The following is an 18,233-nucleotide window of genomic DNA, read 5'->3' as shown; positions in this document are numbered from 1 at the left end:
GACGTTCATCCGGATTGACAGCAATCCGGGCGCAGGCCTAGCATCTGAACGCCGTTCACGAAAATTGCACCGATAGTTGCATATTGGTTACCGACCGGGCTGCAAAACGAGCGGCCGCGACATAAAAAGCCGGAACCGGCGCCTACGCCGGCCACATCAAGGAGATATCCATGGGTAACAGAGGTCCCGATTCGGGTGCGCACACGGTCAGACTCGATTTCGTCCCGAAGGACAGTTACCTGTCGAAGCAGTTTCTCGAGCGGGAGAACGAGCGCCTGTGGCCGCGCGTGTGGCAGGTTGCCTGCCGCCTGGAGGAGATTCCCAACGTCGGCGACTACGTGACTTTCGATGTGGCGGGCGAGTCGATCATCGTCGTGCGCAAGTCGGCTGAAGAAATCAAGGCCTTTTTCAACGTCTGCCAGCATCGCGGGCGCCGCTTGACCAACGGTTGCGGCAAGGCCGCGAAGTTTCACTGCGCCTATCACGGCTGGCAGTGGAATCTGGACGGCAGCGTGGCGCGCGTGCTCGACCGGCAAGACTGGGAAGGCTGTCCGGAAATGGCCGATGGCGATCTGCGTCTCACCGACGTTCTGGTGGACACGTGGGGCGGTTTCGTTTTCATCAACATGGATCCGAACGCCGAACCGCTCGCAAGATTCCTCGATCCGGTGCCGGAGATCACGAACTGCTTCGAGTTCGAGAAGATGCGCTACCGCTGGTACAAGTCGATTCGCCTGCCGTGCAACTGGAAGGTCGCACTCGAAGCGTTCAACGAAGGCTATCACGTTGCCGCAACGCATCCGCAGTTGCTCGACGTTGCCGGCGACGACGTAACGCGCAGCTTCGCCTACGGCCGCCACGGCATGTTCGGGTACTCGACGGCCACGCGCATGATCGGCGCGCCGTCGCCGCGCACTGGCAAGCCCATGCCTGAAGACGTGCGGCAGGGTCTCGTGAACTTCTTCCGCGTCATGGAAGAAACGCTCAAGGCGATCAACACGGCTCGCGACTATGAAGCCGCGAAGCGTTTGATGCACGAAATGTCGCCGTCGGGCAACCAGTTCGAAGTCTTGGGGAAGGCGATGGAGTTCCAGCGCGAAGCGGCTATCGCAGAAGGTGCGGGCTGGCCCGAGATTACGTTCGAGCAGCTCGGTCGCGCGGGTGCGGACTGGCACGTGTTTCCGAATCTCGTGTTTCTGCCGTACCCCGATGGCGCGCTGTTCTATCGTGCGCGGCCGGACGGCGACAACCCCGATTCGTGCATCTACGACATCTGGTCGCTTCAGCGCTTCGCGCCGGGTGCGGAGCCGCCGTTGAAGCGTGAGTTCTATTACGGCGTGGACGACTGGAAAGAGAACGCGCAGGAAAACTTCGGCCTGATCCTGTGGCAGGACTTCCAGAACATGACCAACGTGCAGCAGGGCATGAAGTCGCGCGGGTTCAAGGGTTCGCGCACGAATCCGCTGCAGGAAACGTCGGTGTCGAACTTCCATCGCGCGCTGCGCGAATTCATCGCGCAGGAGGGGTGATGTCGGGGACCTGGGACGCTAGCTACGATTTCGTGGTGGTCGGCAGCGGTGGCGGTTCGATGTGCGCTGCGCTTGCCTGCAAGTCCGTGGGCAAGGATGCGCTCATCATCGAGAAGCTGCCGAAGGTCGGCGGCTCGACCGGTTATTCGGGCGGGGTGTGGTGGTTGCCTAACAATCACGTGATGAAGCGTCACGGCGTGAGCGATTCGTATGAACGCGCGCGCCAGTACTTCGACGCGGCGGTGACCTATCAAGGCCCGGGCACATCGGAGGCGCGGCGCGAGGCGTATCTGCGCACCGGACCGAAGATGGCCGAGTTCCTCGAACAGCAGGGTATGCAGTTCGTGTACGCGGACGGCTGGTCCGACTACTACGACACGCTGCCCGGTGGCGAGCCGCGTGGCCGTTCGCTGCTGGCAAAGCTGTTCGACGTGAAGGAGCTGGGCGAATGGGCGCCGCGTCTGTCGCGCTACAAGGGCCCTTCGATGCCGGCCAATTCGGACGAATATCCGCAACTCTTTCTGATGAAGCGCACGTGGGGCGGCAAGCGCAAGGCGATGCAGCTTGGCGGCCGCATGCTGTATCAGAAGATCACGGGCAAAGAGCTGGTTGCCAACGGCGCGGCGATTCAGGGGCGCATGCTGCAGATGGCGTTGCGTGCGAACGTGCCGATCTGGACCGACACGCCAGTGCGCGAACTCATTGTCGAGGACGGGCGCGTGACCGGCATCGTTGCGGTCCGCAGCGGCCGCGAAATGCGCATCCAGGCTCGCGAAGGCGTGCTGCTCAACACCGGCGGCTTTTCGCACAACGCGGAAATGCGCCGCAAATACCAGCCGCAGCCTTCATCGGCGGCTTGGACGAACGCGAATCCGGGCGATACCGGCGAAATCCTGCAAGCCGCCATCGCGCTCGGCGGCGCCGTGGACTGCATGGAGGAGGCGTGGTGGGTCGTGACGTCGCTCGGCCCCAACGAAGAACTGCCCGAGGGCGCGCGCGCGCCGGACGGTTCACCGCTGCCGTTCATGCATCACCTCGACCTCTCGCTGCCGTTTTCCATCATGGTTGATCAGGATGGCGAACGCTTCTGCGACGAAGCGGGCGCCTACATGGAAATCGGCCAGCGCATGTACCAGCGCCACAAGGAGACCGGCAAGGCCGTGCCCGCGTGGGTCGTCATGGACAGCCGGCAGCGCAAGTATTACCCGTGGGGCACCGCCATGCCGGGGCAGATTCCTGAGAAGTGGCTCGACAGCGGCTACATGATCAAGGCCGATACGCTCGAAGAACTGGCCGCGAAATGCCATATCGACCGCGCTGGTCTGCTCAAAACGATCGAGCGCTTCAACGGCTTCTGCGAAACGGGCGTCGACGAAGACTACGGGCGTGGTTCGCGCGCATTCGATCGCTGTCATGGCGACCCGACCATCAAGCCGAACCCGAACCTCGGGCCGATCGAAGAGGGCCCGTTCTACGCCGTGCGCATGTACCCCGGCGACGTAGGTACGGCGGGCGGCCTCGTGACCGACGAATACGCTCGCGTGCTCAGGGATGACGGCACGCAGATTCCCGGCCTGTACGCCACCGGCAACTGCACGGCATCCGTTGTCGGCCGCTGCTATCCGGGCGCCGGCAGCAGTATCGGCGCGTCGTTCGTATTTGGTTATATCGCGGCGCTCCATGCAAGCGGCGCGCCAAAAATCTGGTGAGACAGGAGAGATACGAATGAACGCCTATCAGCCGCCCAGCAGTGAAGTCCTGGTCGACATTTACCGGCGCATGGCACTCATCAAGCAGAACGATGAGCGCTTTCGTGCCGTCATCAAGTCCGGCAAGCTGGTCATGCCGTACTACTCGCCGCGCGGCCAGGAGGTGATTCCCTCCGCGATGTCGGTGTGCCTCACCGACGACGACTACATCTGCACGATCTACCGTGGCGTTCACGACATGATCGCCAAGGGTGTGCCGCTCAAGGAATTGTGGGCCGAACTGGGCGGCCGCGTGACCGGCACCTGCAAGGGCAAGGGCGGCCCGATGCACGTTACCCATCCCGCATCCGGCGTCATGGTGACGACGGGCATCGTGGGCAGTTCCATGCCCATTGCAAACGGCCTCGCGCTGGCCGCGCAGATTCGTGGCGAGCCGCGGGTGGCCGTGGCTTATTTCGGCGACGGCGCGTCGAATATCGGTGCTTTCCATGAGTCGCTGAATATGGCTTCCGTCTGGAAGTTGCCGGTGATCTTCGTGTGCCAGAACAACGGCTATGCCGAGCACACGAAATACGCTTACGGCACGTCTGTGGCGAATATCGCGCAGCGAGCCGTCGCGTATCAGATGCCCGGCGTCACGGTCAACGGCAACGATCCGATCGCGATGCACAGGGCGGCACACGAGGCGGTCGAACGCGCTCGCAACGGCGGCGGCCCGACGCTCATCGAAGCGAATACCTTCCGCTTTCAGGGGCACGTGTTCGGCGACCCGGACGCGTACATGGACAAGCACGAAAAGGCCGCCTGGGTGGCCAGGGATCCCGTGCCGCTCTTCCGGCAGTGGCTCATCGAAGCGAAGCACGCAACCGAAGAGCAACTGGCCGCGATGGAATCCGATCACGAGACGCAGATCGATGCTGCTGTCGAATTCACGTTGTCGAGCGAATATCCCGACGTTGCGGAGCTTCGCCGTGACATCTTCAAGGACGAGGTGATCGCATGAGCCAGGCACCCACGAACATCAACACTATCCAGGCCGTCAACTACGCGCTCGACGACGCAATGGCGGCCGACGCCAATGTGATCGTGCTGGGTGAAGACGTGGCCGATGGCCAGGAGGGCGGCATTGTCGGCGTAACGAAGGGACTGTCTTCGAAATACGGCACGTCGCGCGTGCGTTCGACGCCGATCTCGGAGCAGGCCATCATCGGCGCCGCGATCGGCGCGTCGATGGTCGGCATGCGTCCCGTTGCGGAAATCATGCTGATGAACTTCACGACGGTCGCGATGGACATGATCGTCAATCACGCCGCGAAGTTGCGCTTCATGTCGGGCGGACAGACCAACGTGCCGCTCGTCATTCGCACCATGACGGGCGCGGGGTTCGGCACGGGCGGACAGCATGCCGATTACCTGGAGGCATGGTTCGCGCACGTTGCGGGCATCAAGGTCGTCGCGCCTTCCAACCCGGCCGATGCCTATGGCCTGATGCTGTCCTGCATCCGCGACGACGACCCCTGCCTGTTCATCGAGAACATGCCGTCCTACTGGAATCCGGGCAATGCGCCGGAGCGCGGCGTGGCGATTGCGCTTGGCAAGGCAAACGTGGTGCGCGCAGGCACCGACGTGACGGTGATCAGCTACAGCCGCCGCATGCAAGAGGTCATGGTTGCCGCGGAGGCGCTCGCGAAAGATGGCATCGCGTGTGAGGTGATCGATTTGCGCACTGTCTCTCCGTTGGATACCGAAACGATATTGACTTCGGTTGCCAAAACGGGACGTGCCGTCGTCGTACACGAGGCGGTCAGGCCGTTCGGCGTGGGCGCGGAAATCGCTTCGCGCATTTACGAAGCCCTTTTCCGCGAACTCAAGGCGCCGGTGCAGCGCGTGGGCGCGCAATTCTGCCCTGTGCCGTTCTCCAAGCCGCTTGAGGACGCCTTCGTTCCGGGCGTGGCCGATATCGAAGCGGCGGTTCGCGCCACGTTGAAATAAGAGCGGCGCACCCCAAGGATTTTCATCATCAATAGAGCAATGTCATGACCACACAAGTTCTGCTTCCCAAACTGGGCTTTTCGATGAACGAAGGCACGCTGGCCGAATGGCTGGCCGAAGACGGCGCGACCGTCAACGAAGGCCAGATTCTCTACGCGCTGGAGAGCGACAAGTCGATTCAGGAAGTCGAGTCGCCGGCGTCGGGCAAGCTGCGCATCGTCGCACAGGTTGGCGAGGTGTATCCCGTCGGCACGCTGCTGGCGGAAATCGTCTGATCGGCTTCACGCCGTCAAGTACCCAAAGGTCGTTTGAAGAGGCATCCGCGATGAGTGTCGAATCCGTTGCTAACCGGTCGCAGGCCAATGCGAATGCCGGACCCGGCGAACCCGTAACGCCTGCAGTGGGTGCCAATTTGCCGCCCTGGCCGCAGGTCGACTTCGCCGAATTCGGCGAGGTGGAGATCAAGCCGGTCTCGCGCATCCAGAAACTCACAGGCGCCTTCCTGTCGCGCAACTGGCTCACGATTCCGCATGTGACGCACCACGACGACGCGGATATCACATCGCTCGAAACCTGGCGCAAGGCGCGCAACGAGGCGAATGCGGCAGTGAAGCTCACACCGCTCGTGTTTCTCATCAAGGCGGTGGTGCGCGCTTTGCAGGAGTTTCCGCAATTCAACGCTTCGCTCGACGGGGATGGCAAGAACATCGTCCTCAAGAAGTATTTCCACATTGGGGTCGCGGTCGACACCCGCTTTGGACTGCTCGTGCCGGTGCTGCGTGATTGCGACAAGAAGAGCGTCGAGGAACTCGCAACCGAACTCGCGGCGATTTCCCTGAAGGCGCGCGAAAAGGGCCTTTCGATGGCGGAGATGTCTGGCGGTTGCTTTTCGATCAGCTCGCTCGGCGGCTTTGGGGGCACCGGCTTCACGCCTATCGTCAATGCGCCGGAGGTGGCGATTCTCGGCGTGACCAAAACACGGCTGGCGGCCGCACCCGCGGAAGACGGCGGTGGCGGTATTAGCTGGCGCAAGATGTTACCCCTCTCGCTGAGCTACGACCATCGCGTGATCAACGGAGCCGATGCGGCGCGCTTCGCCGCATTCATCGGGACCGTGCTGGCCGATCCGCAGGCGCTCGCAGGCTAAAAGAACGAAGTGACAAACAACGACGGGACTGAAATGAGAACCCTTGGCGAGATGATTGAGCGAAACGCTCGCTTGCATGCCGACCACACGGCGCTCGTGTACGCTGAGCGCCGTTTGACGCACGCTCAGTTGGCCGAGCGCGCGCGCCGCTTCTCTGGGGCGCTCTATGAGCGCGGCCTGCGGCGTCAGGATCGGGTTGCGATCCTCGCGATGAATTGTGCGGAGTACTACGAGAGTTACCGCGCATGCGAGTGGGCAGGCTTCATTCTGGCAACCGTCAACTTCCGGCTGGCGCCAGCGGAGATTCTTTATATCCTCAAGGATGCGGCCCCCAAGGCGCTTGTCTTCGAGGCGCAGTACGCGGATGTCGTGGATGAGCTGCGTTCGCAATTGCCGGAAATCGAGCAGTACATCTGCATCGGCGACACGCCGCAGTGGGCCGTTTCATTCGAAGCGGTGATGGACGAGGGTCCGCTGGAAGGGCCGCCGATCCGATCGAACCCGGAAGACTACGCTTACCTGATGTACACCAGCGGCACCACGGGGCGTCCCAAGGGCGTCGTTCGCACGCACCACGCCATGTGCGTCACCGCGGAAAGTTGCGCGCTCGTCACGGAGTTTTCCGGCAACACGCGCGTGCTGCAAACCACGCCGGCGTTCCATGTCGGCGGCATTGGCTTCGTCAATTCTGTGGCCTGGATGGGCGGCACGACGGTCGTGCATCGCGGCTTCGAGCCGAAGCAGATGCTGGAAACGATCGCCGAGGAGCGTATCACCTTCACGTTCATGGTGGCAGCCATGCTTCAGGCGGTGCTCGACGTGCCGGAACTGTCGAGCTACGACGTATCGAGCATCGAGAACATCGTCACCGCGGCGGCACCCGTGCCTGCGCCGCTGCTTTCGCGTGGCATTCGGGTGCTCGGCCCCGTGTTTTCGGTCCAATACGGCATGACCGAGAGCAACGCATGCTGGTTGCCTTCTCACGAGGTCAAGCCGCACGGCTCGCCGGAACAGGTTCGGCGCCTCGCATCGGTCGGGCGCCCGTGTCCCGGCATCGAACTACGCATCGTCGACGACCACGGCAACGACTTGCCGCAAGGCCGGACGGGCGAGGTATGGCTGCGCTCGCAGACGCAATTGAGCGGCTACTGGAATAACAGCGTCGCGACGGTGGAAGCACTGCGAGACGGCTGGTATCGATCCGGCGACATGGGCTATCAGGACAAGGACGGCTACATCTTCCTCGTCGACCGCAAGAAGGACATGATCATTTCGGGCGGGGAGAACATTTACAGCCGTGAAGTCGAGGACGCACTGGTGCAGCATCCCGCCGTCGTCGACGTGGCCGTGATCGGGGTTCCGCATGAGAAGTGGGGCGAATGCGTCAAGGCGATCGTCGTTCTGCGTCGGGGCGAACAAGCGAGCGAAGCCGAGCTGATCGAATTTTGTCGCGACCTGATCGCGAGCTACAAGTGCCCGAAAGCCATTGCGTTCGTCGACGAGCTACCGAGGTTGCCGACAGGCAAGATCAGCAAGGTGATTCTGCGCAAGCAGTTTGCGTAGTTGAACCGGCAATCGCTTCATTCAGAGAGAACCGATCATGGCAAAATGGCTAAAAAGTACGGAGTGCGTACAGTTCGAAGTCGCGGAGCGCGTTGCACGCATCACGCTGAATCGCCCGGACAAGCGCAATGCCATCAACAATCCGCTGCTGCAGGAACTCAAGGCGGCGTTGCTGGAAGCCGACGATTTGAAGTCGGTCAACGTGATCGTGCTTTCGGGGGCGGGCCGTGACTTCTGCGCGGGATACGACCTCGTGACGACGTATACGGACCGGGCGGCGGAAGCCATCGATCCGGGTGAGTATCGTGGCACGATCCGCAGTTTCGACGACGACTGCTGGTCGATGGAGCGGCAGGCAGAGACGGTCAATCTGATGGCCGAGATCCACAAGCCGATCATCGCGCAGGTTCACGGCAACTGTCTTGCAGGCGGCACGGATCTCGCGCTCGCATGCGACATGGTGATCGCCGCCGACAACGCGAGAATCGGTTTTCCCGCCACGCGCGCCAACGGCTCCCCCCCCGCGCATATGTGGTTCTATCACGTCGGCCCTCAGTGGGCGAAACGTCTGCTGCTTTCCGGAGATTCGCTGTCAGGAAGAGACGCGGCGAAAATCGGCCTCGTCATGGACGCGGTGCCGGCGGAGCAACTCGAGGCGGAGGTGGGCGAACTGGCGCGCCGTCTGTCTTTCGTCGACGCCGATCTGTTGGCGGCCAACAAGCGCATCGTCAACATCGGCTTGGAACTGGCCGGTTCGCGCACGCTTCAGCGGCTCGCCGTGGAGAACGACTCGCGGGCTCACCAGAGCCAGGGACCGCGCCGCGCGCAGTTCAAGGCAGATATGGAAGCGGTTGGGCTGAAGGAAGCGCTCAAGCGCCGCGACGAGCCATTCGGCGACGGAATGATCCGCCTGCACGCTCGTGGCAGTTGACGAACCGAACTCGAACGAAGATCCGAACATCATGGACGTTGAACTCACATTGAACGGCGCGGTTGCGACGCTGTGCCTGAACCGCCCCGAGAAGCTCAATGCGCTGACGCCGGAAATGCTGCAACTGATTCTCGGCCACCTCGATCGCATCGAGCAGGACCCGGAGATTCGCGCGGTCATTCTCACCGGCGCAGGCCGCGCTTTCTGCGCGGGCGCCGATATCAAAGGCAGCGGCGCCGCGCCGCCGCAGATGAGCGTTGCCCATGCTCGTGCTTCGATGGCCGTCTATCAGAAGATCGCGCTGAGGCTGTACAACCTGAACAAGCCGATGGTCGCGGCTGTGCGGGGCGTTGCGGTGGGTATCGCGTGGAGCTTCGCGCTTTGCGCGGACCAGCTGGTCGTTTCCGACACGGCGCAGTTCATTCCCGCGTTCCTGATGCGCGCCACGCTGCCCGAAGGCGGCATGGTGCATCTGCTTGCGCGTCATTGCGGCGAGTTTCGCGCCAAGGAAATCATGTATCTGAATCGCCGGCTGACAGGCCAGGAAGCGCTCGATATGGGCCTTGCCAGCCACTTCGTCGAGGACGGCGAACTCGACGCGGCAGCCGCGAAGCTGGCCGGCGAACTGGCGGCCGGCCCGACCTTTTCGCTTGGCCTGACGAAGCAATTGTTCCGGCTGAACACCGCAAGCATGGAAGAGTTTCTGGCCCAGGAACTGAACGCGGTAGCGCTCGCGGTGAATTCAGAAGACGCAGCGGAGGGCCGGCTGGCCGCGAGAGAAAAACGAGCGCCTGCCTTCCGTGGCCGCTAAATGGGGCTCCTCCACGAGTAGGGCGAGCCCGGCCGGTCTGATATACGGGTGCGTAAAAGATTCAGGAGTCGGGAAACATGAATTTCGCTTATAGCAAGGAAGACGAAGCGTTTCGCCAGGAAGTGATGCAGTTCTTCAAGGAGCATGCACCCGCCGATATTTCACGCCGGTGGCGCGTGGGCGTGCATCCGCCTGCGCGCGACGACATTCGCAAGTGGCAGGGCATCCTGTACGAGCGTGGCTGGGGCGCGCCCCATTTGCCGGTCGAGCATGGCGGCACCGACTGGAGCGGGTTTCGCAAGCATATCTTCATGGAAGAGCTGTACAACGCCGATGCCATGGACTACAGCTGGCAGTCCACGCATATGGTCGCGCCCGTCATCATCGCGTTCGGCTCGGCCTGGCAAAAGGAGCGCTTCCTGAAGCCGCTCCTGCGTGGCGACGAATTTTGGTGCCAGGGATTCTCGGAACCGAACGCGGGCTCCGACCTCGCCGGACTGAGAACCACGGCGGTACTCGATGGCGACGAGTACGTCATCAACGGCCAGAAGATCTGGACGAGCGACGCCACGATTGCCGACTGGGGATTCTTTCTCGTCAAGACCGATACGACGGTCAAGCCGCAGCGTGGCATCTCGTTCCTGCTCGTCAAGATGGACACGCCGGGCATTACCGTGCGTCCGATCGTGTCGATCGAAGGCGGCAGGGGACTGAACGAGGTGTTCCTCGAGAACGTCCGTGTGCCGAAGGCGCATCTCGTGGGTGAGGCGGGCATGGGTTGGACCTATGCGAAGTACCTGCTGGAGAAGGAGCGCACGACGAGCGCGTTCCTGTACTTCAACAAACGTGAGTTGCAACGCGCGAAGGACATCGCTGCTCAGGAGATGGTCGACGGCGTGCGGCTGATCGATACGCCAGGGTTCGCGCGCAAGGTTGCGGAGATCGAAACGGATCTCATGGCGCTCGAGTGGTCGGTGCTGCGCATCCTCGCCGAAGAGAAGAGCGAGCGCAACCTCGACGCCGTGGTGTCCGCGCTGAAGATCAGCGGGTCGGAAATGCAGCAGCGCGTGACGCAACTCCAGATGGACGCGCTGGGTCCTCGCGTGATGCGCTTCGACGACCACAGCGTCGCGCACGCCGATCCCGCGGTCGACGAAAACTGGCCAGATTACGTGGGCGGCCGCACGTCGGGCTATCTCATCGCGCGCGCATCCACCATTTACGGCGGTGCGCGCGAAGTGCAGAAGAACATCATTGCGAAACTCGCATTCGGACTGTAGCCATGGACTTCAACTTCTCCGAAGAACAATTGATGCTGAAGGATGGCGCCGAGCGCTACGTCCATCAGGAGTACGGATTCGAGGCGCGTACGCACATCGTGGCGCAGCAGGAGGGCTTCAGCCGCGAGCATTGGCGCGCATACGCGGAGCTTGGCTGGCTTGGGCTGACCATGCCGGAAGATGTTGGCGGCCTGGGTTGTTCGTTTGTCGAAATGGCGATCCTGATGGAGGCGCTCGGCCGCGGCATGGCGCTCGAGCCGGTCGTGCAAACGGCACTGCTGTGCGCCACGATCATCGAGCGGGGCGACGCGCAGTCACAGCGCGAAACGCTGCTGCCCGCCGTCATCGAAGGCAAGCTGCTGCTTTCGCTCGCGGATAGTGAAGCGGGCAGCCGCTACAAGGTCGGTTGCCATGGGCGAACCCATGCTCGTAAAACCTCCTCGGGTTACCTGATCAGCGGTGCGAAGACGCTGGTGGTGGCCGGTGAGTCGGCAGATCAACTGCTCGTGACCGCGCGAGTGGAAACCGCATCGCAAGGCGTGGCCGTGTTTCTTGTCGACCGTCGTGCTGCGGGCGTCACGTGCCGGTCATATCGCCTGCTCGACGGCTCCCGTGCGGCGGATATCGACTTGCACGACGTCGAGGTCGGCGACGATGCGCTGATCGTCGGACCGGAGCGCGCGCTGGAGGTGCTCACGCAGGCAACGGAACTCGCCGCGCTGGCGAGCGTGGCCGAGAGCCTCGGCATGATGGAGGCGGTGATGGCCATCACTTCGGAGTACATCAAGGGGCGATCGCAGTTCGGCCAGCCCATCGGCAAGTTCCAGGCATTGCAGCACCGCATGGCGGAGATGTTCGTCGCCACGCAGGAAGCGCGCTCGATGTTGTACTGCGGGATCGCGCACCTGGACCGTCCAGCGGCCGAACGCAGCCGGGCCATCTCGGCGGCCAAGGCCGTTGCCGCGCGTGCCAATCGCTTCGTTTGCGCGCAGGGCATCCAGTTGCACGGCGGCATGGGGCTGACCGAGGAATATCCGATCGGCCATTACTTCCGCAAGATGGCGATGATGGAAAAGATGTTCGGCGATATCGACTTTCATCTCGACCGCGTTGCGGCAAGTAACCGCACACCGGTAACGGTGTGAGCCCGGAGGAGCAGATCGTGCAACGCGTGAAAGACAAGATTGCGATTGTGACCGGGGCGGCATCGGGTATCGGCGCCGCCTGTGCCGCGAGGCTCGCGCAGGAAGGCGCGTTGCTGGTGGTGGCGGATCTGAATCTCGAAGGCGCGCAGGAGCAGGTTCGCCGTATCAAGGAGTCGGGCGGCCAGGCGATTGCGGCGCGTGTCGATATCGGCGACGAAAGCTCGATCGCGGCGTTGTTCGATCTCACGCTCGAGACGTGGGGCGGCCTCGATATCCTGCACAACAACGCCGCGGCCACGTCGCTTTCCAGTACGGTCGATGCGGCGGTCGAGGCGGTCGACGTCGCGGTGTGGGACGACACGATGCGCATCAATCTTCGTGGCACGATGCTGGCTTCGCGGCGCGCGCTGCCGCTCATGCGCTTGCGCGGCGGCGGTTCGATCATCAATACCTCTTCGGGCTCGGCTCAGGCAGGTGCGCTCGGGTACAGCGCCTATGGCGTCTGCAAGGCAGGCATCGAGAATTTGACGCGCTACCTAGCCGCGCAGCACGGCAAGGAGGGCATACGGTGCAACGCGATTGCTCCCGGGCTGATCGTCACGCCGGTGACTGAGGCTTACTACGTGGGCGAACTCGGGGAAATGATGCTGAGCCACCATCTCACGCCTCGCCTTGGGCAGCCCGAAGACATTGCGCACGCGGTCGTGTATCTCGCTTCGGACGAAGCGGCGTTCGTCACGGGCCAGGTATTCAACGTTGACGGTGGACTGCTTTCGCACCAGCCGTACTATGCCGATGAAATCCGCGCACGTTCGGCCAACGCGGCCATCGCGGCCAAGGGGGCGGCATGACGACGGACCTCAGCCTTCTTGCGCGTGTCGAACGCATCGAGGCGCAACTCGCCATTCAGCAGTTGCCGGTGCGATACGCGCTCGCGGTCGATTCGCGCGATCTGGACAGCCTCGTGCAACTGTTCGCCGAGGACGTCGATTGCGGCCGCTGGGGCGTGGGGCGCGCTGCGCTGAAAACGTTCTACGGGTCCGAACATATCCTGCGCGGGTTTTATCGCAGTATCCACCAGATTTGCGGCCACGCAGTCGATTTCATCGACGCCGACCACGCGACGGGTAGCGTATATTGCCGCGCGGAGCACGAGGACAACGGCTCGTGGGTGGTGATGGCGATCTGTTACTTCGATCACTATGTGCGGCGCGACGGGCAGTGGTATTTCGAGCGGCGCGAAGAGCAGCACTGGTATTCGACGGACTGGCTCGCACGTCCCGGCGCGCCGCGCTTCCAGAACTGGCCTGGCAAATATGAGGGTGATCGGTACCAGCCGCGTCTTCCTCAGGGCTTTCCGACGTGGGCGGCGTTCTGGAGCAGGAGCGAACAACACGCCATCGACGCATTGACGAAGGCGCCGTAAGCGCCGCCGTAATCGTGTTTGTGCCTTTGGCGCTAGCGCGCCGGCGAGTGCATCAAAGCGCCGCTTCCCCGCGCAGGAGCACGTCCGCGCCACCGTCCGCGAAGGGTACCTGGCCCACCATGTAGGCGTTGGCCGGACCGGCGAGGAACGCAAGGAGCGGAACGATCTGCTCCGCGCTCGCATAGTCCCGCACGGCGGTGGGTACACCCGCTGCAAGCGCCTCGCGGCCCTCGGCGGTTTCGAGCAGCGGCGCGACCATCGGCGTTTTCACAATGCCCGGCGCGATGCCGTTCAGCAGCACCCCTTGGTCGGCCCAGCCAGGCAGCACGGCCGTGCGCCGTATCCATTGGGTCAGCGCGCGTTTGGACGACGCATAGCATTGCGCGCCGATTTTCGCGGCCTGTTCCCGCGCGGCGGTTTCGTCGCCGTGGAGGCATAACTCGACGAGCCGCGTATCGACGGGATGAAGCGAGGCCAGTGAAGAGATCACCACAACGCGGGGCTGCTTTCCACGCTGCAGGAGCGGCAACAGGCGCGGCAGCAGGTCCGCAACGCCGAAGTAGTTGACCGACACGAGCGTATCGCCGGCCACGGGGGGAGATACGCCGGCGCACGCGACCACCGCGTCGATCGATGGCGCAATCTCCTGCACGCGCGCGACGAGCGCTGCACGTTCCGCCGGGTCGGAGAGGTCCGAACACACTTCGGCATTGTTCAGATCGACGCCAATCACCCGTTCGCCGAGTGCGGACAAATGCCGGGCGAGGGCGGCGCCCATGCCGGAAGCCGCGCCGGTGATTAGCGTCGTGCGTGGGGCAGTCGTGGTCATGACGCTCAAGCCGCCGAGCCGGGCAGACGCACCACCAGGCCGTCCAGTTCCGGCGTCATGAAGATCTGGCACGTCAGACGGCTGTTTTCGCGCACGTCCATCGCGCAGGTGAGCATGTCGACTTCGTAGGACTCGGCCGCTGGCATGTGGCCGCGCCAGGCTTCGTCGACGTAGGCGTGACAGGTCGCGCAGCTGCAACTGCCGCCACAATCTCCGAGAATGCCCGGGACCTGGTTGTTCACGGCGGTTTGCATGACCGAGTCGCCAACGTTGGCGCTTACACTGGCTTCGCTGCCGTCCGGCTGGATGAATCGAATGAGCGGCATGGCTTCTGGACCTCTGAAAATTTAGTTGGACTGGGGAAGCAGACTTTTCAACGGGATCGACTCGTCGGCGAGATCGGCCGCACGAACCGGAATTTTCTCGGCGACGAACCGCTTTGCCAGCATGAATTCGGGCGCGCGGCTCACCGTGTCGGCTGCGAGCATCACGCCGTCCTTGAGATAAAACGCCGAAAACGAGCGGCTCTCGGGACTGCCGCGCAAGACGAGTTCGTCGTAGTCCTGGGACAGCCCGACCATCTTGAGCTTCAGATCGTATTGATCGGACCAGAACCACGGCACGCTGTTGTAGACGCGCTCCTTGCCGCACAGCGACGCCGCGGCGGTGCGGGCCTGCTCGAGTGCGTTCGGCACCGACTCCAGGCGCAGCCGCCGGCCGAGCGCGGGATTGGGATGATTGGTGCAATCGCCGACCGCGAAAATATTCGGATCGGAGGTGCGCGTATGCTCGTCCACCACAATGCCGTTGTCGACGGCGAGACCCGCGGCCTGCGCGAGTTCGGTGGCGGGCTCCAGTCCCACGCCGACGATGACGAGATCCGCCGCGACACGCGTGCCGTCCGCGCAGCAGATTGCGGCGACGGCGTCGCGGGACGCGTCGAGTTCGAATCCGCTCACGATCGCATTCGTGCGGATGTCGACCCCGGCCTCGCGGTGCACTTTCTCGTAGAACGCGGAAAGCTCGGGCGCCGTGACGCGCGCGAGCACACGCGGCAAAGCCTCGAGCACGGTGACGTGCAAGCCGCGCTTCACGGCCACGGCAGCCACTTCGAGGCCGACATATCCGCCGCCGATGATCACGAGGCGCGAGCCCGCATGAAACTGGTTACGAATGCGCGCGACGTGATCGAGCGTGCGAAGGTAGTGAAAGTTCTGCAGCTTCTCGATGGCTTCGATACCCGGCAACGCGAGTCGCCGCGCGCGGCCGCCGGTGGCCAGAACGAGCTTCGCGTAGCTGATCTCGCTGCCATCGGAGAGTGTGACCCGTTTCGCGTCACGGTCGATGCGCTCCGCGCGCGTATTCGGAATGAACTCGACGCGTGCCTTGTCGTAAGTCGAAAGCGGTTTCAGGTAGAGCTGCTCGGCGGTCGATTCGCCCGACAGGAATGCCTTCGAAAGCGGTGGCCGCTGGTACGGCAAATGCGGTTCTTCTCCCACCATCACGATGCGTCCCGTCCAACCCTGTTCGCGGATCGCGGTCGCGCATTCTCCCGCAGCGTGACCCGCTCCAACGATCAGTGCGGTGTTTTCTGCGTCTACAGCTGTCATAAGGCGAACTCCGTCTCGCACGGCCGCGCTCGCTGCGGCCTCAGTTATTTTGAATATTGTTCTAAATTGTGAACGACGGCCGCCGCGGCTGTCAATGCTCATCAACCCCGCTCACGCACCCCGTTGGTCCCGCGCGGAGTCGACCATCGCCTCTATGCCGCCAACCGCAAAGCGGATCAAATAGGTGCGCATGCGCTCGATATGCGGTGCCGTCAGTGCGCGCGTTCCGGATCGGGCTTCTTTCGCGTACAGCTCGTTGAGCACCAGGTGAAACACGGACTCGACGAAATGCTGCACGAGTTCGACGGTTTCCCGCGTCGTGCCGGGCAGTGCCTTCGCGAAGGCGTCGCGGTAGCGCGCCGCGGCCGGCGCGTATTGGTCGTAGAACGGCGCCGTGAGGTCGGGGCGCTCCAGCAGGCAGCCGATCTGGGTCAGCAGGCGCAGGTAGTTTCGCCACCCCGGGTCGCCGCTTTTCAGATGCGCGAAGGCCGGCGCGGAAAGCGCGGTCACGATGGCTTCCACATCGGGGCGCTCGCCATGTTGCGGCGCGAGCGCCGCTTCCAGCGATCCGATCACCTGCTGGCTGATCACGGCCGCGCGGCGGCCTATCGCCTGCTGGAACAGGGCGTCCTTGCTGCCGAAGTGGTAGCGCGCGAGGCTCAGCTCCATGCCGCAGCTCTGCATGATGTCGCGAATCGACGTACCAAAGTAACCATGCATCGCGAACAGCCTTTCGGCTGTATCGAGAATGCGCTCGGGCGTTGTGCTGCGAGCCGAAGCGCGCGGTTCCCTGTTATCGGCTGCCGGGCTGCTGGCGGCCTGGGTATTGCTCGACGACATAGTTTCCCTTTCATTACAGGCGCAAACCGGTCAAGCGCCGGAGGCCCTTCAACCGAATAATAAAACGTTCTTGCACAATCGTGCAAAATCGAACATAGTTCAACTATAGGTACAAACGGCAAGGCCGTGCACCTGCAATCGAACGACTAATGGAGACTGGAACCATGGCTGGCGCGCTGCGACTTGAAGACTTCGACGATCCGACGTTCAACCCCTTTTTCGAGGATTCGCTCGCTTACGGAGCCGATGCCAACCCGTATCCGCGCATTGCCGAGCTGCGCGAAAAAGGCATGGTTCAGGAAGGGGACTATCGTGTGCTGATGGGCGGTGCCGCGGACCTGACGATGTCCGATGTCGCGCACTACTGCGTATTCGGATACGACGAGGTATCGCAGGTGCTGGGTGATCCGGCGACGTTCTCGAACAAGTCTTACGAGCGCAATATCGGCATCAGCTTCGGACGCAGCATTTCGACGATGGATGCGCCAGAGCACCCGCGCTACCGCCGCATTTTCCAGAAAGCGTTCTTGCCGCACACGGTGGCGGCATGGGGCGACACATTGGTCGATCCTGTGGTAAACGAACTGATGTCGAAGTTCGTGGATCGCGGGCATGCGGATCTCGTCAACGAGTTCACGCTTCACTATCCGTTCAATATCATCTACCGCCAGCTCGCATTGCCGCCGGAGGACGTGAAGATCTTCCACAAGCTGGCGATCGCGCAAACGCTGGTTTCGATCGACGTGGCGCACGGCGTGGAGGCATCGACGAAGCTGGGCGCTTATTTCGCGCAACTCGTCGAGGCGCGCCGCGGCAATCCAGGCGACGATCTCGTCAGCGCGCTGGCCACCGCGGAAGTCGATGGCGAATTGCTGCCGGACGAGGTCGTCATTTCGTTCCTGCGCCAACTCGTGAATGCGGGCGGCGACACCACTTATCGCGCAACCAGCGTGCTGCTGCTCGCACTGCTGCGCGATCCGGCACAGCTCGAAGCGGTGCGCCAGGATCGTACGCTGGTCGCCCAGGCGATCGAAGAGGCCCTGCGCTGGGACGGTCCGGTGTTGATGCAGTCGCGCATGGCGACGCGTGACGTCACGCTCGGTGGCGTCGAGATTCCCGCGGGCGCATTTCTGGACGTGCTGGCGGGCAGCGCCAATCGCGATCCCAGCCGCTTCCCCGATCCGGACAAGTTCGACATCTATCGCAAACCGGCTCACCGCCATTTCGCGTTTGCGTATGGACCGCACGTGTGCATTGGTCAACATCTCGCGCGTGTGGAGATGACGCGCGCGCTCAACGCGATCCTCGACCGACTGCCCAATCTTCGTCTCGATCCGGCCGCGCAGGCTCCGCAGATCAACGGCATCATGATGCGCGTTCCGCATTCGATTCCCGTCGTCTTCGGCTAATCAGAACAAAGC

Annotated in this window: 18 protein-coding genes; 14 read left to right on the top strand and 4 right to left on the bottom strand. The window is 62.9% G+C overall.

Features of this window, described 5'->3' with window-relative positions:
- Positions 1-170 precede the first annotated feature (170 nt).
- The 13 genes from AB4Y36_RS32585 (at position 171) to AB4Y36_RS32525 (ending at position 13,533) form a co-directional block, all read left to right on the top strand.
- On the top strand, positions 171-1,529 hold the full coding sequence (locus tag AB4Y36_RS32585) for an SRPBCC family protein (RefSeq protein ID WP_368685188.1): 1,359 nt from the start codon (positions 171-173) through the stop codon (positions 1,527-1,529).
- Positions 1,529-3,238 carry an FAD-binding protein gene (locus AB4Y36_RS32580; RefSeq protein WP_069268807.1) on the top strand — a complete coding sequence of 570 codons (1,710 nt, stop codon included), beginning with the start codon at positions 1,529-1,531 and terminating at the stop codon, positions 3,236-3,238. The genes AB4Y36_RS32585 and AB4Y36_RS32580 overlap by 1 nt, the downstream gene beginning before the upstream one ends.
- Positions 3,239-3,254: 16 nt before the next feature.
- Positions 3,255-4,241: a thiamine pyrophosphate-dependent dehydrogenase E1 component subunit alpha gene (locus AB4Y36_RS32575; protein ID WP_368602290.1), complete on the top strand. Its 987-nt coding sequence runs from the start codon at positions 3,255-3,257 to the stop codon at positions 4,239-4,241.
- A complete protein-coding gene (locus AB4Y36_RS32570) occupies positions 4,238-5,230 on the top strand; it encodes an alpha-ketoacid dehydrogenase subunit beta (protein WP_342947379.1) in 993 nt (330 codons plus the stop codon). The genes AB4Y36_RS32575 and AB4Y36_RS32570 overlap by 4 nt, the downstream gene beginning before the upstream one ends.
- Before the next feature lie 44 nt (positions 5,231-5,274).
- Positions 5,275-5,505, top strand: coding sequence for a biotin/lipoyl-containing protein (locus AB4Y36_RS32565; protein ID WP_069268804.1), 231 nt, complete (start codon positions 5,275-5,277; stop codon positions 5,503-5,505).
- 50 nt (positions 5,506-5,555) lie between these two features.
- The gene (locus tag AB4Y36_RS32560; RefSeq protein ID WP_368685187.1) at positions 5,556-6,377 is read left to right on the top strand and encodes a 2-oxo acid dehydrogenase subunit E2; all 822 of its coding nucleotides are present in this window, start codon (positions 5,556-5,558) and stop codon (positions 6,375-6,377) included.
- A 33-nt stretch (positions 6,378-6,410) separates the two neighbouring features.
- On the top strand, positions 6,411-7,940 hold the full coding sequence (locus tag AB4Y36_RS32555; protein ID WP_069268802.1) for a class I adenylate-forming enzyme family protein: 1,530 nt from the start codon (positions 6,411-6,413) through the stop codon (positions 7,938-7,940).
- Positions 7,941-7,977: 37 nt separating this feature from the next.
- Complete coding sequence (locus AB4Y36_RS32550) at positions 7,978-8,871, top strand: crotonase/enoyl-CoA hydratase family protein (protein WP_069268801.1); 894 nt, start codon at positions 7,978-7,980, stop codon at positions 8,869-8,871.
- A gap of 31 nt (positions 8,872-8,902) precedes the next feature.
- Positions 8,903-9,682 carry an enoyl-CoA hydratase/isomerase family protein gene (locus tag AB4Y36_RS32545; protein ID WP_368617212.1) on the top strand — a complete coding sequence of 260 codons (780 nt, stop codon included), beginning with the start codon at positions 8,903-8,905 and terminating at the stop codon, positions 9,680-9,682.
- A gap of 77 nt (positions 9,683-9,759) precedes the next feature.
- Positions 9,760-10,962, top strand: a complete 1,203-nt coding sequence (locus AB4Y36_RS32540; RefSeq protein ID WP_069268800.1) for an acyl-CoA dehydrogenase family protein — start codon at positions 9,760-9,762, stop codon at positions 10,960-10,962.
- A gap of 2 nt (positions 10,963-10,964) precedes the next feature.
- Complete coding sequence (locus tag AB4Y36_RS32535) at positions 10,965-12,107, top strand: acyl-CoA dehydrogenase family protein (RefSeq protein WP_368685186.1); 1,143 nt, start codon at positions 10,965-10,967, stop codon at positions 12,105-12,107.
- A 17-nt stretch (positions 12,108-12,124) separates the two neighbouring features.
- The gene (locus AB4Y36_RS32530) at positions 12,125-12,958 is read left to right on the top strand and encodes an SDR family oxidoreductase (RefSeq protein WP_368685185.1); all 834 of its coding nucleotides are present in this window, start codon (positions 12,125-12,127) and stop codon (positions 12,956-12,958) included.
- Positions 12,955-13,533, top strand: coding sequence for a nuclear transport factor 2 family protein (locus AB4Y36_RS32525; protein WP_069268798.1), 579 nt, complete (start codon positions 12,955-12,957; stop codon positions 13,531-13,533). The genes AB4Y36_RS32530 and AB4Y36_RS32525 overlap by 4 nt, the downstream gene beginning before the upstream one ends.
- A 52-nt stretch (positions 13,534-13,585) precedes the next feature.
- On the opposite strand, the gene AB4Y36_RS32520 is transcribed toward AB4Y36_RS32525, so the two are convergent.
- From AB4Y36_RS32520 to AB4Y36_RS32505, 4 genes are all read right to left on the bottom strand, one after another.
- On the bottom strand, positions 13,586-14,362 hold the full coding sequence (locus tag AB4Y36_RS32520; protein WP_342947386.1) for an SDR family NAD(P)-dependent oxidoreductase: 777 nt from the start codon (positions 14,360-14,362) through the stop codon (positions 13,586-13,588).
- A gap of 5 nt (positions 14,363-14,367) precedes the next feature.
- Positions 14,368-14,688, bottom strand: coding sequence for a 2Fe-2S iron-sulfur cluster-binding protein (locus AB4Y36_RS32515; RefSeq protein WP_069268796.1), 321 nt, complete (start codon positions 14,686-14,688; stop codon positions 14,368-14,370).
- A 21-nt stretch (positions 14,689-14,709) separates the two neighbouring features.
- Positions 14,710-15,972: an NAD(P)/FAD-dependent oxidoreductase gene (locus AB4Y36_RS32510; RefSeq protein ID WP_368685184.1), complete on the bottom strand. Its 1,263-nt coding sequence runs from the start codon at positions 15,970-15,972 to the stop codon at positions 14,710-14,712.
- A 111-nt stretch (positions 15,973-16,083) separates the two neighbouring features.
- Positions 16,084-16,812 carry a TetR/AcrR family transcriptional regulator gene (locus tag AB4Y36_RS32505; RefSeq protein ID WP_368685183.1) on the bottom strand — a complete coding sequence of 243 codons (729 nt, stop codon included), beginning with the start codon at positions 16,810-16,812 and terminating at the stop codon, positions 16,084-16,086.
- Between the two features lie 164 nt (positions 16,813-16,976).
- On the opposite strand from AB4Y36_RS32505, the gene AB4Y36_RS32500 reads away from it, so the two are divergent.
- Entirely contained in the window at positions 16,977-18,221 is a 1,245-nt protein-coding gene (locus AB4Y36_RS32500) for a cytochrome P450 (protein WP_069268793.1), read from the top strand.
- The last annotated feature ends 12 nt before the right edge of the window (positions 18,222-18,233 follow it).

The organism is Paraburkholderia sp. BR10936, assembly GCF_040965735.1.
In the GTDB taxonomy this organism is placed as follows: domain Bacteria; phylum Pseudomonadota; class Gammaproteobacteria; order Burkholderiales; family Burkholderiaceae; genus Paraburkholderia; species Paraburkholderia nodosa_A.
This window is presented reverse-complemented; position numbering and strand designations above follow the sequence as displayed.

Excerpts from the sequence above, each read along its gene's own strand:
- AB4Y36_RS32585 (WP_368685188.1), top strand. The coding sequence starts at position 171 with ATGGGTAACAGAGGTCCCGATTCGGGTGCGCACACGGTCAGACTCGAT.
- AB4Y36_RS32580 (WP_069268807.1), top strand. The coding sequence starts at position 1,529 with ATGTCGGGGACCTGGGACGCTAGCTACGATTTCGTGGTGGTCGGCAGC.
- AB4Y36_RS32575 (WP_368602290.1), top strand. The coding sequence starts at position 3,255 with ATGAACGCCTATCAGCCGCCCAGCAGTGAAGTCCTGGTCGACATTTAC.
- AB4Y36_RS32570 (WP_342947379.1), top strand. The coding sequence starts at position 4,238 with ATGAGCCAGGCACCCACGAACATCAACACTATCCAGGCCGTCAACTAC.
- AB4Y36_RS32565 (WP_069268804.1), top strand. The coding sequence starts at position 5,275 with ATGACCACACAAGTTCTGCTTCCCAAACTGGGCTTTTCGATGAACGAA.
- AB4Y36_RS32560 (WP_368685187.1), top strand. The coding sequence starts at position 5,556 with ATGAGTGTCGAATCCGTTGCTAACCGGTCGCAGGCCAATGCGAATGCC.
- AB4Y36_RS32555 (WP_069268802.1), top strand. The coding sequence starts at position 6,411 with ATGAGAACCCTTGGCGAGATGATTGAGCGAAACGCTCGCTTGCATGCC.
- AB4Y36_RS32550 (WP_069268801.1), top strand. The coding sequence starts at position 7,978 with ATGGCAAAATGGCTAAAAAGTACGGAGTGCGTACAGTTCGAAGTCGCG.
- AB4Y36_RS32545 (WP_368617212.1), top strand. The coding sequence starts at position 8,903 with ATGGACGTTGAACTCACATTGAACGGCGCGGTTGCGACGCTGTGCCTG.
- AB4Y36_RS32540 (WP_069268800.1), top strand. The coding sequence starts at position 9,760 with ATGAATTTCGCTTATAGCAAGGAAGACGAAGCGTTTCGCCAGGAAGTG.
- AB4Y36_RS32535 (WP_368685186.1), top strand. The coding sequence starts at position 10,965 with ATGGACTTCAACTTCTCCGAAGAACAATTGATGCTGAAGGATGGCGCC.
- AB4Y36_RS32525 (WP_069268798.1), top strand. The coding sequence starts at position 12,955 with ATGACGACGGACCTCAGCCTTCTTGCGCGTGTCGAACGCATCGAGGCG.
- AB4Y36_RS32520 (WP_342947386.1), bottom strand. The coding sequence starts at position 14,362 with ATGACCACGACTGCCCCACGCACGACGCTAATCACCGGCGCGGCTTCC.
- AB4Y36_RS32515 (WP_069268796.1), bottom strand. The coding sequence starts at position 14,688 with ATGCCGCTCATTCGATTCATCCAGCCGGACGGCAGCGAAGCCAGTGTA.
- AB4Y36_RS32510 (WP_368685184.1), bottom strand. The coding sequence starts at position 15,972 with ATGACAGCTGTAGACGCAGAAAACACCGCACTGATCGTTGGAGCGGGT.
- AB4Y36_RS32505 (WP_368685183.1), bottom strand. The coding sequence starts at position 16,812 with ATGTCGTCGAGCAATACCCAGGCCGCCAGCAGCCCGGCAGCCGATAAC.
- AB4Y36_RS32500 (WP_069268793.1), top strand. The coding sequence starts at position 16,977 with ATGGCTGGCGCGCTGCGACTTGAAGACTTCGACGATCCGACGTTCAAC.